The organism is Acinetobacter sp. YH12072 (genome assembly GCF_013419565.1).
Lineage (GTDB): Bacteria > Pseudomonadota > Gammaproteobacteria > Pseudomonadales > Moraxellaceae > Acinetobacter.
The window spans coordinates 80008-93976 of record NZ_VOZV01000008.1; the positions used below are offsets into that span (position 1 = coordinate 80008).

At 42.9% G+C, this 13969-nt stretch carries 13 protein-coding genes; 10 read left to right on the forward strand and 3 right to left on the reverse strand.

Annotation, left to right across the window (positions count from 1 at the left end; translation table 11 throughout):
• The first annotated feature begins 81 nt into the window (after nucleotides 1-81).
• Nucleotides 82-1020, forward strand: a complete 939-nt coding sequence (locus tag FTU19_RS05035; RefSeq protein ID WP_125279078.1) for an NAD(+) kinase — start codon at nucleotides 82-84, stop codon at nucleotides 1018-1020.
• A 2-nt stretch (nucleotides 1021-1022) separates the two neighbouring features.
• The gene (locus FTU19_RS05040) at nucleotides 1023-1295 is read left to right on the forward strand and encodes a YeaC family protein (protein ID WP_180011681.1); all 273 of its coding nucleotides are present in this window, start codon (nucleotides 1023-1025) and stop codon (nucleotides 1293-1295) included.
• Between the two features lie 59 nt (nucleotides 1296-1354).
• Here the strand turns inward: FTU19_RS05040 and FTU19_RS05045 are convergent, their stop codons facing one another.
• Complete coding sequence (locus FTU19_RS05045) at nucleotides 1355-2356, reverse strand: glycosyl transferase family protein (protein ID WP_166136025.1); 1002 nt, start codon at nucleotides 2354-2356, stop codon at nucleotides 1355-1357.
• Nucleotides 2357-2770: 414 nt separating this feature from the next.
• Between FTU19_RS05045 and FTU19_RS05050 the strand changes: the two genes are divergently transcribed.
• Together FTU19_RS05050 and FTU19_RS05055 are read left to right on the forward strand one after the other, a co-directional pair.
• On the forward strand, nucleotides 2771-4114 hold the full coding sequence (locus FTU19_RS05050) for a dicarboxylate/amino acid:cation symporter (RefSeq protein WP_005236469.1): 1344 nt from the start codon (nucleotides 2771-2773) through the stop codon (nucleotides 4112-4114).
• A gap of 167 nt (nucleotides 4115-4281) precedes the next feature.
• The gene (locus FTU19_RS05055; RefSeq protein ID WP_180130291.1) at nucleotides 4282-5424 is read left to right on the forward strand and encodes an acyl-CoA dehydrogenase family protein; all 1143 of its coding nucleotides are present in this window, start codon (nucleotides 4282-4284) and stop codon (nucleotides 5422-5424) included.
• An 82-nt stretch (nucleotides 5425-5506) separates the two neighbouring features.
• On the opposite strand, the gene FTU19_RS05060 is transcribed toward FTU19_RS05055, so the two are convergent.
• Nucleotides 5507-6025 (reverse strand): DJ-1/PfpI family protein, encoded by a 519-nt coding sequence (locus tag FTU19_RS05060; RefSeq protein WP_180004045.1) that lies wholly within the window; start codon nucleotides 6023-6025, stop codon nucleotides 5507-5509.
• A gap of 487 nt (nucleotides 6026-6512) precedes the next feature.
• On the opposite strand from FTU19_RS05060, the gene pheA reads away from it, so the two are divergent.
• The 5 genes from pheA to FTU19_RS05085 all read left to right on the forward strand — a co-directional run bounded on the left by pheA (nucleotide 6513) and on the right by FTU19_RS05085 (nucleotide 11924).
• A complete protein-coding gene (gene pheA / locus FTU19_RS05065) occupies nucleotides 6513-7622 on the forward strand; it encodes a prephenate dehydratase (RefSeq protein WP_125279073.1) in 1110 nt (369 codons plus the stop codon).
• Nucleotides 7623-7688: 66 nt separating this feature from the next.
• A complete protein-coding gene (gene hisC / locus FTU19_RS05070; protein WP_179993203.1) occupies nucleotides 7689-8780 on the forward strand; it encodes a histidinol-phosphate transaminase in 1092 nt (363 codons plus the stop codon).
• Nucleotides 8781-8783: 3 nt separating this feature from the next.
• Nucleotides 8784-11030: a bifunctional prephenate dehydrogenase/3-phosphoshikimate 1-carboxyvinyltransferase gene (locus FTU19_RS05075; protein WP_180130293.1), complete on the forward strand. Its 2247-nt coding sequence runs from the start codon at nucleotides 8784-8786 to the stop codon at nucleotides 11028-11030.
• Between the two features lie 100 nt (nucleotides 11031-11130).
• On the forward strand, nucleotides 11131-11496 hold the full coding sequence (locus FTU19_RS05080) for a hypothetical protein (protein WP_166136040.1): 366 nt from the start codon (nucleotides 11131-11133) through the stop codon (nucleotides 11494-11496).
• Entirely contained in the window at nucleotides 11484-11924 is a 441-nt protein-coding gene (locus FTU19_RS05085) for a GNAT family N-acetyltransferase (protein ID WP_227607381.1), read from the forward strand. Before FTU19_RS05080 ends, FTU19_RS05085 begins: the two co-directional genes overlap by 13 nt.
• A gap of 138 nt (nucleotides 11925-12062) precedes the next feature.
• Here the strand turns inward: FTU19_RS05085 and FTU19_RS05090 are convergent, their stop codons facing one another.
• Complete coding sequence (locus FTU19_RS05090; RefSeq protein ID WP_159123226.1) at nucleotides 12063-12695, reverse strand: alpha/beta hydrolase; 633 nt, start codon at nucleotides 12693-12695, stop codon at nucleotides 12063-12065.
• A 122-nt stretch (nucleotides 12696-12817) separates the two neighbouring features.
• Here FTU19_RS05090 and yaaA point away from each other — a divergent pair, with 122 nt between their 5' ends.
• Nucleotides 12818-13600, forward strand: coding sequence for a peroxide stress protein YaaA (gene yaaA / locus FTU19_RS05095; protein WP_179993206.1), 783 nt, complete (start codon nucleotides 12818-12820; stop codon nucleotides 13598-13600).
• Nucleotides 13601-13969 lie beyond the last annotated feature (369 nt).

The window sequence follows — 13969 nt, forward strand, 5'->3', positions numbered from 1 at the left end:
TCCTTAATTTCAATCTATTTCAATTCAATCCTGCACAGCTTTGTCATGTTATAAATTGTCATCCTATTCAAGCTTAATGTTATGATAAGCAGGATTCGAAGCGGAGCGACGACACTGGTGCAAATTTCCCACAAGACATTTCGAAATATCGGGTTGATTGGACGCCCGGATAAATCTTCAGTGGTTGAAACCTTATGCCTGATCCACGATCATCTGCTCAATTTAGGTCTACATCCTGTTTTTGATGCAGATACAGCTGAACTGGTTCCTTATCAGAATACCCAAACAGTTAGCCGCGCCTTGTTGGGCGAAGTGGTTGATCTGGTGATTGTGGTAGGTGGGGATGGTTCACTGTTACATGCAGCGCGGGCATTGGTAAAATACAATACGCCAGTGATCGGGGTGAACCGTGGTCGTTTGGGCTTCCTGACCGATATCAAGCCAACTGAAGTCATCTTTAAACTGGATCAGGTATTAAAAGGTGATTTTCAGGCAGAACGCCGTTTCCTGCTGGAAATGGAAGTTCGCTCCAAAGGTGAAATCATCTATGATGCGATTGCCCTGAATGATGTGGTCTTGCACTCCGGTAAATCGGTACACATGATTGATTTCGAGCTGAATATTGATGGACAATATGTCTATCGCCAGCATAGTGATGGTCTGATTGTATCTACACCGACCGGTTCAACAGCCTATGCGCTTTCCGGTGGTGGGCCGATTGTGCATCCAAGTATGGATGCAATTGTGCTGGTGCCGATGCATCCGCATACCTTGTCTTCACGTCCGATTGTGGTCGGAGGGCATAGTGAAATTAAACTGATGATTCGTGAAAATCGCGTACTGCCGATGGTGAGTGCGGATGGACAACACAGTGTGTCTTTGAATGTTGGCGATAGCGTCCATATTCGTAAGCATCCCTTTAAACTGAATCTTCTGCATCCGCCAGGTTATGACTTCTATAATGCATGTCGAACCAAACTGGGCTGGAATCAGGACTTCGACTATCTTAAGCAGGATTAAATATGAATATTGAACAAATGCTTGCCGTACTCAATCCTGAGATTGTAGAACGCTTAAGAACAGCCATTGAAATTGGCAAGTGGCCAAATGGTGTAGTGCTGACTCAGGAGCAGCGTCATACCTGTATGCAGGCTGTCTATGCCTGGGAAATGAAAAATCTGCCAGAAACCGAACGTAGCGGTTATATCGATCGTGGCACTAAAGAAGAAGGCGAACAATGTGATGATGATCATCACAAAAATGAGCCGGAATTTAAACCGATCCGTTTCGTTTAATCGAAACCGAAAAAAAGACCACAGATGTGGTCTTTTTTAATGTCTGTTTTTTGGTTTGATCAAACTGAAAGACGGCTATTCCAGAGTTCTCTGGCTTTTTGCATCGCCGCTTCATAGCTGTCATATTCGCCCATGGTATACAGTGCAATGCCCATAGTTTCAACCACTGCGATTTCCCCATATTCATGTGAGCGTTGACCTTCCCACACTTGCTTAAATACAGCCAGATCCAGCTCTTCTTCAATCGGACTACGGTTGTCAGTCAGTTTTGGTAATTCGTGCTCATAAAGTTCGCCATTCTTAATTCCACAGATTAAAGTTTTGGCATCTGGATTACGTTCGAACTCACCACCTTCACCCTTAATGACCGCACTATTTTGATAACCTAACTTATAAGCGGACTGTTGGTGTGAACTACGATAAGCAGGGTGGAAAATAGCCTGTAAAGTTGCTTTGGCATTAAATGGATTAATCAGACGTGCCAGCGTATGAATCGGAGAGCGTAAGCCCATGACATTACGTAGCCCGATCAACTCAGCCAGAATTGGAGAGATCACCTCCAATGGCAGGTAAGCAAAATGTTTGTCTTTAAGCTGCTGTTCCACCTCAACATCATTTTGGCAGATCGGATAGCCTAAGTAGTTAAGTACCTGTTCGGTATAGACCCGATTCAAGGTATGACCTGAAGCACCATGCATCACGATATTATAGCCATGCTTAGCAAGGGTAAGCGCAGCCAGAATGAACCAAGGATAATGTTTGCGTTTACCTGCATAAGATGACCAGTCCAGATCAACATCAAGCGCCTTAAAATTCAGTTGGTCCCGGGTCGCTTGCACAAAGCCTGCGAGTTCATCAACGGATTCTTCTTTGACGCGTAATAGCATCAGAAAAGCGCCCAGTTGTACGTCCAGTACTTCATTTTTCAGGATCATGCTAAAAGCCTGATAGGCTTCTTCATAGCTTAAAGAACGTGCACCATTTTTTCCCTTGCCAATAATACGAATAAACTGGGCAAAAGGATGTTCGGCATCTTTATAAATATTTCGCTTTGTGGTCATGGGCATAGATCAATCATGTTCATCAAGTATTGGCATATTTTACGCTGATATTGGTATTTCACCTTCTTATTTTGCAGAATTATTAGAGTTTTATAAGACTATAGTCTAAGAGGTATTGTTTAGTATTTAGGCAAATTTAACATTTCGGGTTAAACAAAAGTCTAAAAAGCGGTTAAAATTTCACGCAATTCTTGTGTTTGCTTTATCTCCTGATCAATGCACTGACTTTTCTTAAAGATCGGTGTTCCTGTGATTGTTAAATGTACATACACATTCTAATTTCAGTATCAGATTAATTTTTTGATACATAGGCACTTTTTTGTTTCAGACAATGAAGTATTGGACGCTTGTTTTTTAAAAATAAGTGAAAACTGAATATTGCTTCTGGTTAGAAGTATATCGTGAAGTAAGGTTATGGCTAAAAAACCAATTTATAAGTCGCTTTATTTTCAAGTGATTGTAGCCATTATTGCGGGTATCCTCGTCGGACATTTCTCGCCAAGTGGTACACAAATCATTAATGGTGCAGAACAATATGTTCCAGGTCTGGGCGAACAACTGAAGCCGCTAGGTGATGCATTTATCCGTTTAATTAAAATGATCATCGCACCTGTGATTTTCTGTACCGTGGTTAGCGGTATCGCAGGTATGGAGAGCATGAAATCAGTCGGTAAAACTGGTGGTGTCGCGCTACTTTACTTCGAAATCGTATCAACAATGGCGCTGATCATTGGTCTTCTGGTGATTAATATTGCCAAGCCAGGCGTTGGGATGAATGTTGATCCGGCATCGCTGGACACGGCCGGGATTTCTAAATATGTAGAGTCGGGTGCTTCTCAGTCTACCGTTGATTTCTTTATGAATATCATTCCAAATACGGTGGTTGGTGCATTTGCTGAAGGTGAAATCCTGCAAGTCCTTTTATTTGCGATCCTGTTCGGTTTTGCATTACACAAACTGGGTGCACAAGGTAAGCCAGTTCTCAAACTGGTAGATCAGATTTCACATGTGTTCTTTAACATCGTGAACATGATCATGAAACTTGCACCTATTGGTGCGTTCGGTGCGATGGCTTTCACGATCGGTAAATATGGGATCGGTTCTCTGGCGCAATTGGCCCAGTTGATCATCTGTTTCTATATCACCTGTTTGCTGTTTATCTTTATTGTGCTGGGTTCAATTGCACGCTTTACCGGCTTTAGCATTGTCAAGATGATTCGCCTGATTCGTGAAGAGCTGTTGATTGTACTCGGTACTTCATCGTCTGAATCTGTATTGCCACGTATGCTGAAAAAACTGGAGCTGGCAGGTGCTGAAAAGTCAGTGGTGGGTCTGGTCATTCCAACAGGTTATTCGTTTAACCTGGATGGTACTTCGATTTACCTGACAATGGCGGCAATCTTCATTGCACAGGCGACCAATACGCAACTTGATTTGTCTCACCAGATTACCTTGCTTCTCGTATTGCTCATTTCTTCTAAAGGTGCAGCGGGTGTAACTGGTTCAGGCTTTATCGTGATGGCAGCAACCTTAGCGGCTGTAGGTAATATTCCGGTTGCAGGTCTGGCTTTGATTCTCGGTATTGATCGCTTCATGTCTGAAGCCCGTGCCTTGACCAATCTGGTCGGTAACTCTTTGGCAACTCTGGTTGTAGCAAAATGGGTCGGTCAGTTAGATATGGACAAGCTGAACTATGCATTAGCAAATCCGGCTGAAATTGATGAAAAAATGGCGCAAGAAGGCAACAATGCTCATTAAGTTTGAGTTTGTCTTATAGGTCATAAAAAAGGAAGCTTCGGCTTCCTTTTTTATTTTTATCTGACTGTGAAGTTAGCAAAAAAATAAGTCAGGTACATGACAGCCTTTCTAAAAATAGTTAGCCTGTGCACAGGAAATAAAACGATAAACACGATAAGGATAAAAGAATGCTGGCTTACGATGCTGACCTGGAACTTTTCCGCGACAATTTCAAACGCTTTATGAATGAACATGTAGCGCCTTACTATGAACAGTGGGAGCATGAAGGCATGATGCCGCGTTCAGTCTGGAATGCGATGGGTGAAAATGGCTTCTTGTGTGTCGATGTCCCGGAAGAATATGGTGGCTACGGTGTTCCGACTTACTATTCCCTGATGTTGATTGAAGAGTCAGCTCGAGCAGGCTATAGTGCCATCTCAACCGGCCTGTCTTGTCACTCGGATATCGCAGCGCCGTATATCTTGCATATCGGTACAGAAGAGCAGAAAAAATACTGGTTACCGAAAATGGTGTCTGGTGAAGTGGTCGGTGCGATTGGCATGACTGAGCCGGGTGCAGGTTCTGATCTGCAAGCCATGCGAACCAATGCCATCTTGCAGGGTGACCATTATCTGTTGAATGGTTCTAAAACTTTTATCTCCAATGGTCAGCATGCTGACTTAGTCGTATTAGCCGTGAAAACAGATCCACAAGCACGCGCCAAAGGTGTGTCTTTGATGCTGGTGGATACGCATCTGGAAGGCTTTAAAAAAGGCAAGAACTTGGACAAAATTGGTCTGCATTCACAGGATACTTCAGAGCTGTTCTTCGATAATGTCAAAGTACCGAAAGATCAATTGCTGGGTCAGCCAGGTCAGGGCTTCGTCTATCTGATGCAGGAACTCCCACGTGAACGTACCGCTATTGCTGCTACTGCACTGGGCGCCATTCGTGGCTCGATTGATGTAACGACTCAATATGTCAAAGAGCGTCAGGCCTTTGGTCAGGCGATTGGCCAGTTCCAGAATACCCGTTTTGTACTGGCACAGGCCAAGATTGACGAGCTGGCAACAGCAGCTTTCTATAACCAGAATGTTGAGTTGTATATGCAAGGCAAGCTGGATGTTGAAACTGCAGCAGCGCTAAAGAGTTTCTCTACTGATATGCAGATGAAAGTTGCTGACAATCTGCTTCAGCTCTTTGGTGGTTATGGCTATATGACGGAATATCCGATTTCGCGTTTCTTTGTTGATGCCCGCATTCAACGGATCTATGGCGGTACCAATGAAATCATGAAAGAAATTGTTGCACGTGGTCTGCTTGGACGTTAAAAATCAACAGATAAAAAAAGAGTCCGAAATGGACTCTTTTTTTATAGAAAGAATATTCTTGAAATCTAGATATTTTAGTATTTTAAGATTTTAGTACATCCAGACATTCATGAATAAAAATTGGCAAATCATTTGGCACTCGAGATGAAATCAGCTGATTATTGTCATTGACCAGTTCAACATCATAATACGTCGCACCCGCATGTTGTACCCTAGGTGCATGCGCACGGATACTGGTAATGATGCGGTTCTTTAAAACATCAGCCTCACTGAGTAATAAAGATGCGTCACAAAGACTAAAAATGGTCTTTTTGGCCTCATTAAAAGCCTGAATGAAATGTAAGACTCGCGTATCGTTGGCGAGGGACACTGGTGATTCACCGCCCGGAATGAGCAGGGCATCAAAATCATCAATACTGATATGATCAATTCCCCGATCAATGGTCACACTCGACTGGCCATGTAGTCCATGTACGACTTTTCCGGCATGCAGTTCAATATTACAGACACTGTGCTCTGCAGCAAGTAAGGCTGCAACAGGTTCAGTATATTCAAGATCTTCAAAATTATTCGTTACAAGTACCGCTATTCTTTTTGGCATTATAGGCACCCCCAATATAGTTTTAAATTAGACTAGCGATTTAAGGTTTAAAAAACGTCTCTGCTTTGTAACCAAATAGTGATTTAGTGTAAAAAATCCAATTAAATCAAAGGAAAATGATCAAAAAAACAGTTTTCTATGTGCATTTTATTGTGAACTGTCACTCAGATTTTAAGTAGTTAAACTAGAGGAATCGAGATGGCTTTATTTTTATTTTCTTATGCTTAAAATCGTTATGTAGATTAAGAAATAGTGATATTTCATCTTGATAAAAATCAGTTAAGATGGGCGGGCAAAGTTTACAATTTGATAATGTAAAAGATGCGAAAATGCTGAAAGAAATGTTACCAGATATGACTAAAGCGATGAACGGTTAAAATCAAATCCCTGTTTTTAAGAATTAATCTACTAAAGTTATATTGTGTAACATTTGCAGCGCACTAATTGTTATACTGCACAGATAAGGTTTATGAAGGGCGACATCACGATGATCAACGACGATCAAAACACAACGGCTTCTTTAGATTTGGCTAAAATTCGTGAAGATATCGATTCAGTTGATCAACAAATCCAGCAATTGATTAACCGTCGTGCACGTTTGGCTGAGGCTGTAGCAAAAGCGAAATTCGCATCTGAAGAAAATCCGCTGTTTTACCGTCCGGAACGTGAAGCACAGGTTTTGCGCAATGTTATGGAGCGCAATGAAGGACCATTGTCAGATACGACGATGGCACGTCTGTTCCGCGAGATCATGTCGGCTTGTTTGGCGCTTGAAGCACCGCAAAGTATTGCGTTCTTGGGACCTGTTGGTACCTACACACACTCAGCAGTATTGAAACATTTTGGTCATGATGCTGTGGTTCGTCCATTACCCACCATTGATGAAGTATTCCGTGAAGTAGAAGCGGGCAGTGCACATTATGGTCTGGTGCCTGTTGAAAACTCCTCTGAAGGGGTAGTGAACCACACTTTAGACTGTTTCAAGACTTCGCATCTGAATGTGATTGGCGAAGTAGAATTACCCATTCATCACCAGTTCCTGATCTCTGAAAATACCCGTAAAGACAGTATTAAGCAGATCTATGCACATCAGCAAACTCTGGCTCAGTGCCGTAAATGGCTGGATGCCCATTATCCAGGTGTAGAACGTGTGGCACTCAGTTCAAATGCTGAAGCTGCGCGCCGTATTCAGAATGAATGGCATTCTGCTGCGATCGCTTCTGAAATTGCTGCGAATATTTATAATCTTGAGATTATGCACAGCAATATTGAGGACAATCCAGAGAACACAACACGCTTCCTGGTGATTGGTCGCGAGAAAGTGCCACAAAGCGGTAATGATAAAACTTCATTATTGGTGTCTGCGCATGACCGTGCCGGTGCATTGCTGGAAATTTTAGCTCCATTTGCCAAACACAACATTAGTCTAACCAGTATTGAAACTCGACCTGCACTTCCTGAAAAATGGGCTTATGTATTCTTTATCGATCTTGAAGGTCATATTGAGCAGGAAAATGTTAAAGCTGCGATCGAAGAAATTCGTCCGTTTGTGAAAGAAGTCCGCGTGCTTGGTTCATATCCTGCAGCTGTTTTATAAAAGCAGCCTTTCGTGGTTAGTGCGAGGGTGCTAACCACTGTTTCATCTGTAAATCGGAAGTATAAAATGTCGTTTGTCCCAGCCAATGAAGGCATCTCTAAATTAAAGCCATATCAACCAGGTAAACCGATCAGTGAACTTGAGCGTGAGTTGGGCATCACTGATATCGTAAAACTGGCTTCAAATGAAAACCCGCTGGGCTGTTCAGATAAAGTCAAAGAAGCAGTGGCTGCGGAACTGGCGGAAATTGGTCGTTATCCTGATGGCGGTGGCTTTATCCTGAAAGATCAGATCAAGACACAATTCGGTTTTGATCATAACCAGATTACTTTAGGTAATGGTTCAAACGACTTACTGGAAATATTCGCCCGTGCATTTGTTTCTGAAAAAGATTCAGTGATTTATAGCCAGCATGCGTTTGCGGTATATGCACTGGTGACTCAAGCGATTAACGCTGAAGCGATCGAAGTACCTGCTAAAGGTTTCTCACATGACCTTGAAGCGATGGCGGCTGCGGTAAAAGACAACACCAAGCTGATCTTTATTGCAAACCCGAATAACCCGACAGGGACCTGGTTTGAAGAAGCTGAATTTGAAGCATTCATGCAGAAAGTTCCTGCGAACGTGATCGTGGTGCTAGATGAAGCCTATGTGGAATATTTCCCAGAGAACTTCAATAGCCTAAAATTCCTGAAACAGTATCCAAACCTGATTGTCAGCCGTACGCTGTCTAAGTGCTATGGTTTGGCTGCACTGCGTGTTGGTTTTGCCCTGGCTTCTGTTGAAGTGACTGATTACCTGAACCGTATCCGTCAGCCATTTAACGTGAACCACTTGGCGATGGTTGCTGCAGTGGCTGCACTGAAAGACGAAGCATTCATCGAGAAATCTCGTGAAGTAAATAAAGCAGGTATGGCACAGCTAGAAGCCGGCTTCAAAGCTTTAGGCCTGAACTATGTACCTTCACGCGCAAACTTCATCTTGGTTGATGTACAGGCTGATCCAGCTGAAACATTTAACAAGTTATTGAAAGAAGGTGTGATCGTACGTCCAGTGGGTATTCCAAATCACCTGCGTGTATCGATTGGTACTGAAGCTGAAAATGCCAAATTTCTTGCTGCATTAGGTAAAGTACTTGGCTTAGAGGCGAAAGCTTAAGTTATGTCGCAGCCACTGTTTGAAAAAGTTGCCTTTATCGGACTTGGACTGATTGGTTCAAGCCTGGCGCGTGTCATTAAGGCCGAGCATTTAGCCAATGACATCGTGGCATCGACCCGCTCACAAAAAACCTTGGAAGATGCCAAGGCACTTGGTCTGATTTCAGACGGCTATGCAGATCCTGTAGAAGCTGTTCAAGGGGCAGACTTGGTTGTGCTGGCATTACCTGTTCGTGCCACCCAGAAAGTGCTGGAAACCATCAAGCCTTATTTGTTGGAAAATGTCATTCTGACCGATGTTGGCAGTACTAAAGGCAATGTGGTAGAAGCAGCCAAAGCTGTGTTTGGTGAAAATCTGCCAGAAGGTTTTGTGCCGGGGCATCCAATTGCGGGTGCAGAACATACTGGTGTACATGCGGGTAAGGTGGATCTGTTCGCTAATCACAAGGTGATTTTGACACCGTTGCCAAGCAGCGGACAATGGGCGGTCGAGAAACTGATTCAACTGTGGCAGGCGGCAAAGGCGGAAGTGATTTGTATGGATGTGGAAAAGCACGATGAAGTGCTGGCACATACTAGTCATCTTCCGCACCTGATGGCCTTCAACTTGGTCGAACAACTGGCCAAGCGCGAAGACAATCTGGATATTTTTCGTTATGCTGCCGGTGGCTTCCGCGACTTCTCGCGTATTGCTGCCAGTGATCCACAAATGTGGCATGACATCTTTTTTGCCAATAAAAAGGCGATTCTCAATGCCGTGGACGGCTTTGAAGCTCAACTCGCGATTATCCGCAAGCTGATTGAAGATGAAGATTCACAAGCCTTAATGGGCTTATTGGGGCATGCGCAGGCGGCTCGTCAGCACTTCAATCATATGCTCGCCAAGAAACCTCTCATGGAGAAAAATAAAGTGACACAACAATTTACCATTCAACCAGGTGCCAAGACGTTCCAGGGTAAATTTACCGTGCCAGGTGACAAATCTGTGTCACACCGTTCCATCATGTTTGGTGCCATCGCTGAAGGTACGACACATGTGACCGGGTTCCTTGAGGGTGAAGATGCGCTTGCAACTTTACAAGCCTTCCGTGATATGGGTGTAAGCATTGAAGGTCCTAAAAATGGTGAAGTGACCATTCATGGCGTAGGTATGCAAGGTTTAAAAGCGCCGAAGTCTGCGCTTTACATGGGCAACTCGGGTACTTCCATGCGTCTGTTGTCTGGCATGTTGTCAGCACAGAAATTTGACTCGGTGATGACCGGTGATGCTTCGCTGTCTAAACGTCCAATGGAGCGTATTGCTAAACCATTACGTTTGATGGGTGCACAGATTCAAACTACGGGTGAACGTGGTACACCACCAGTATCGATTACCGGTAATCAAAACCTGAAAGGTATTCAATACGACTTGCCAATGGCATCGGCTCAGGTGAAGTCTGGGATTTTGCTAGCGGGTCTTTGGGCTGAGGGCGAAACTTCAGTGACTGAACCTGAACCAACCCGTGACCATACTGAACGTATGTTGCGTGCGTTTGGTTATGACGTAAAAACTGAAGCTAACCGTATTTCCCTGCAAGGTGGCGGCAAACTGGTGGGTACCAATATCCAAGTACCATCGGATATTTCATCTGCTGCTTTCTTTATGGTCGGTGCAGCGATTACTGAAAATGCTGACGTGACTTTGGAAGCGGTAGGCATTAACCCGACCCGTACTGGTGTGATTGAAATCCTGAAACAGATGGGTGCGGACATCACTGTTGAAAATGAACGTATTGCGGGCGGTGAACCGATTGCAGACATTCGCATTCGCGGTACACGTACCTTAAAAGGCATTCATATGCCAGAAGACCAAGTGCCATTGGCGATTGATGAATTCCCGGCATTGTTCATTGCTGCTGCATGTGCAGAAGGCCAAACGATTCTAACTGGTGCTGCTGAACTGCGTGTCAAAGAATCGGATCGTATTCAGGTGATGGCAGATGGTCTGAAAACCATGGGCATTGATTGTACGCCAACTGATGATGGCATTATCATTGAAGGTAAGGGCAAGGCAGGTGACTGGTCACCAATCTTTACCGGTGGTGAAATTGAATCGCATCATGATCATCGTATTGCCATGAGCTTCTCAATCGCAGGTCTGCGTAACTCAGGTGAAATTAAGATTGTTGGGACTGAAACTGTCGCAACCAGTTTCCCAACCTTCACTGAACTGACTTCTCAAGCTGGTCTGGCGATTGAAGTGACAGAATAATTCTAAAATTTACATGAAACAGCCAAGCTTTTGCTTGGCTGTTTTGTTTATATTGGCTTATGCTAAAACCATACAACAAAAAAGCCATTTGGATGTAGCAATGCGAAAATTAAAATTTATGGCCAATCCTCAGAGCCAGCAACAATTACAGGGCAGTCAGCAGACTCAGGAATATGTGGCACATCTGCTGACGGAAGAGCTCGGTAAATATGGCTTTAAGACTTTGGCGCAAAGTGGTGCACAAGTGGCCGTAAGTGTCGATGAACATGAGTTGCCATTATCAGTGAGCTGTGAGACACGAGACCAGGAAGGGCACCTGATTTGTGAAATTGCTTCTTATCCGGATGAAGAACAGGACTGGCTGGACCGGATTACAGAACAAAGTTTATTAAATCAGTTGGCACAAGCTGTTGAAGCATCGCTGAAAGAACAAGAAAGTTTTAGTGAGTTTGAGTGGAAGAACTAGTTCAACAAATGCAAAGGGTTTTGCCCATACTACAAAGTGAACGTCTTGTTTTAGATTATTTTAAGCCATCTGATGCTGCGGAAGCCTATGCCTCGATTACCCCGAGTCTGACTCGTTTTATGGCATGGGATGCACCGGAATCTGAACAGATATTTGCAACAGTCTGGCAAAACTGGCTAAACAATATGGCTGATCATAAAGAATATATCTTTGTGATCCGTCATATTGAAAGACATGAATTTATCGGATTATGCGGTTTGCATCGACTGCATGATGAAATACCTGAAGTGGGTATCTGGATTCGTGAAAAGGCGCATGGTCATCATTATGGACATGAGGCAGTACGTTGCATTGTGGCCTATGCTTTCAATACATTAGGGATCAAAGCTTTGAGCTATCCGGTAGCCGAAGAAAACTGGGCTAGCTGAAAAATTGCAGAACGTGTAAGTGGAAAAATTACCAACCACCTAGATAAACCTAAATATCGGGCTGTAATTTATGAAATTCATGCTAAAGATTTTATTTCTGAATAAAAAAACCTCATCATTCGATGAGGTTTTTTTTGATCAGCTTAATGCGAGGAAACGGCTCATCGCAATCCGAAGCTGTTTTAAATAACCGGTAAAGAAATGATTTGCGCCAGGCAGGATCGTGACCAGATGACGTTGAGGCTTGGCCCATTCAATCATGTCGGATAAAAGCGTGACATCATCCGCTTCACCATGGATAAATAAAATATCACCTTTGATCTGTGGAGTAACATAGTGACGTAGGCCAGCTACGGTTGCAGTCGGTAGACCACACAAAATCACTTTTGAAGGTTGCAGTTCAACGGGCAGGGCAGCGTAACACTTGGCCATGACATGTGCGCCAAAACTGAAACCGCCTGCAAAGAAAGGCAGGCCAATATGTTGGCGACGCGCATATTTAATGACTTCAAGTATATCATCCGTTTCACCAAAGCCTTCATCATGCAGACCGGCACTTTGACCAGAACCACGGAAACTTGGACGATAGACAACACAACCACGCTCTAAAAACATTTGTGCCAGTAACACTGGAACCTTATGTTGTGGTGTGCCACCTTGTAATGGATGGGGATGACAAACAATCGCGAATCCTTTCACTTCACCCTGAGGATAATCCACAAAAACCTCAAGTTGGCCAGCAGGGCCTTGGAGGAAGATTGGTTCGGACATAGAAAACCGATAAATTGCAGGAGAATTTTCTATTTTAACGATTATGATAAATAAAAACATGAATTGGAATTAAAATAAGTCTACTGATATAGTTTGATTAATCATTTTTTAACCAGGTTGCTATGCTTGCTTTAATTTCTCCAGCCAAGACTCTAGATTACGAAACGCCTTTACCTACCGATCAATTTACTCAGGCAAGATTGCTGGAACATTCCCAGGAATTGATAGAAGTTGCCCGCAAGTTATCCGCAACTGAAATTGCCAGCTTAATGAGCGTCAGTGAAAAAATTGCCAATCTGAATGCGGAACGCTTTAGAGACTGGCAGCCAGATTTTGATTTTTCCAATGCTCGTCAGGCAATCTTTGCCTTTAAAGGGGACGTTTATACCGGTCTGGATGCTTACCAGTTAAAGCAGGATCAGATTCATTACGCACAGAACCATCTGCGTATGTTATCCGGCCTATATGGCTTATTGCGTCCGCTGGATCTGATGATGCCTTACCGTCTGGAGATGGGAACCAAATTGACTAACCCACGTGGTGCTCATCTCTATGAGTTCTGGGGACAAACCATCACTGACCTGATCAATCATGATCTGGCAGCAGCAGAGTCTGAAATTCTGGTCAATATTGCCTCTGATGAATATTACAAGGCAGTGAAAGAAAGCAAAATTCAGGCTGAAATCATCAAGCCGGTATTTTTAGATCAGAAAAATGGCAAATATAAAGTCATCAGCTTCTATGCCAAGAAAGCTCGTGGATTAATGGCGCGCTTTATCATTGAAAACAAGATCAAACGAACTGAAGACTTAAAAGCCTTTAATACCGATGGGTATTATTTTGATGCTGAAAGTTCATTAAAAGGTGAGTTGGTATTTAAACGTGATGAGCAGCTGGCTGCTTAAGATAAAAGATTCACCCAAGACTGAATGAAGAAATTTTCTTAAAATTCTTGGGTGGATTTAAGTTTAGTAATATTGGGTTGAATTGAATAAAAATTAAAGAATAGGGAAGGAACTTTCAAAATATCATTTATTTAGAAGAATTTTTAACAGGAAATGAAGAATTTTTTTAAAAGAAAAGCTAAATAAAATAATGCAAGCTATAGTGAGCTTTAAAAGATATTTTTCACTCGATAAATTTATATAGTAAATATAAATTTTTAATGAAATAAAAAATAGAATCAACTAATTAATTTCTTTTAATATTCAAAAAGTGACTAAAAAATAAAAAAATTATGACTTAAAAAATTATGATTAATTGAATAAGAAGTA

Bases quoted from the DNA above. Each gene is read 5' to 3' on its own strand.
- FTU19_RS05035 (WP_125279078.1), top strand. From the start codon at position 82: ATGATAAGCAGGATTCGAAGCGGAGCGACGACACTGGTGCAAATTTCC.
- FTU19_RS05040 (WP_180011681.1), top strand. From the start codon at position 1,023: ATGAATATTGAACAAATGCTTGCCGTACTCAATCCTGAGATTGTAGAA.
- FTU19_RS05045 (WP_166136025.1), bottom strand. From the start codon at position 2,356: ATGACCACAAAGCGAAATATTTATAAAGATGCCGAACATCCTTTTGCC.
- FTU19_RS05050 (WP_005236469.1), top strand. From the start codon at position 2,771: ATGGCTAAAAAACCAATTTATAAGTCGCTTTATTTTCAAGTGATTGTA.
- FTU19_RS05055 (WP_180130291.1), top strand. From the start codon at position 4,282: ATGCTGGCTTACGATGCTGACCTGGAACTTTTCCGCGACAATTTCAAA.
- FTU19_RS05060 (WP_180004045.1), bottom strand. From the start codon at position 6,025: ATGCCAAAAAGAATAGCGGTACTTGTAACGAATAATTTTGAAGATCTT.
- pheA (WP_125279073.1), top strand. From the start codon at position 6,513: ATGATCAACGACGATCAAAACACAACGGCTTCTTTAGATTTGGCTAAA.
- hisC (WP_179993203.1), top strand. From the start codon at position 7,689: ATGTCGTTTGTCCCAGCCAATGAAGGCATCTCTAAATTAAAGCCATAT.
- FTU19_RS05075 (WP_180130293.1), top strand. From the start codon at position 8,784: ATGTCGCAGCCACTGTTTGAAAAAGTTGCCTTTATCGGACTTGGACTG.
- FTU19_RS05080 (WP_166136040.1), top strand. From the start codon at position 11,131: ATGCGAAAATTAAAATTTATGGCCAATCCTCAGAGCCAGCAACAATTA.
- FTU19_RS05090 (WP_159123226.1), bottom strand. From the start codon at position 12,695: ATGTCCGAACCAATCTTCCTCCAAGGCCCTGCTGGCCAACTTGAGGTT.
- yaaA (WP_179993206.1), top strand. From the start codon at position 12,818: ATGCTTGCTTTAATTTCTCCAGCCAAGACTCTAGATTACGAAACGCCT.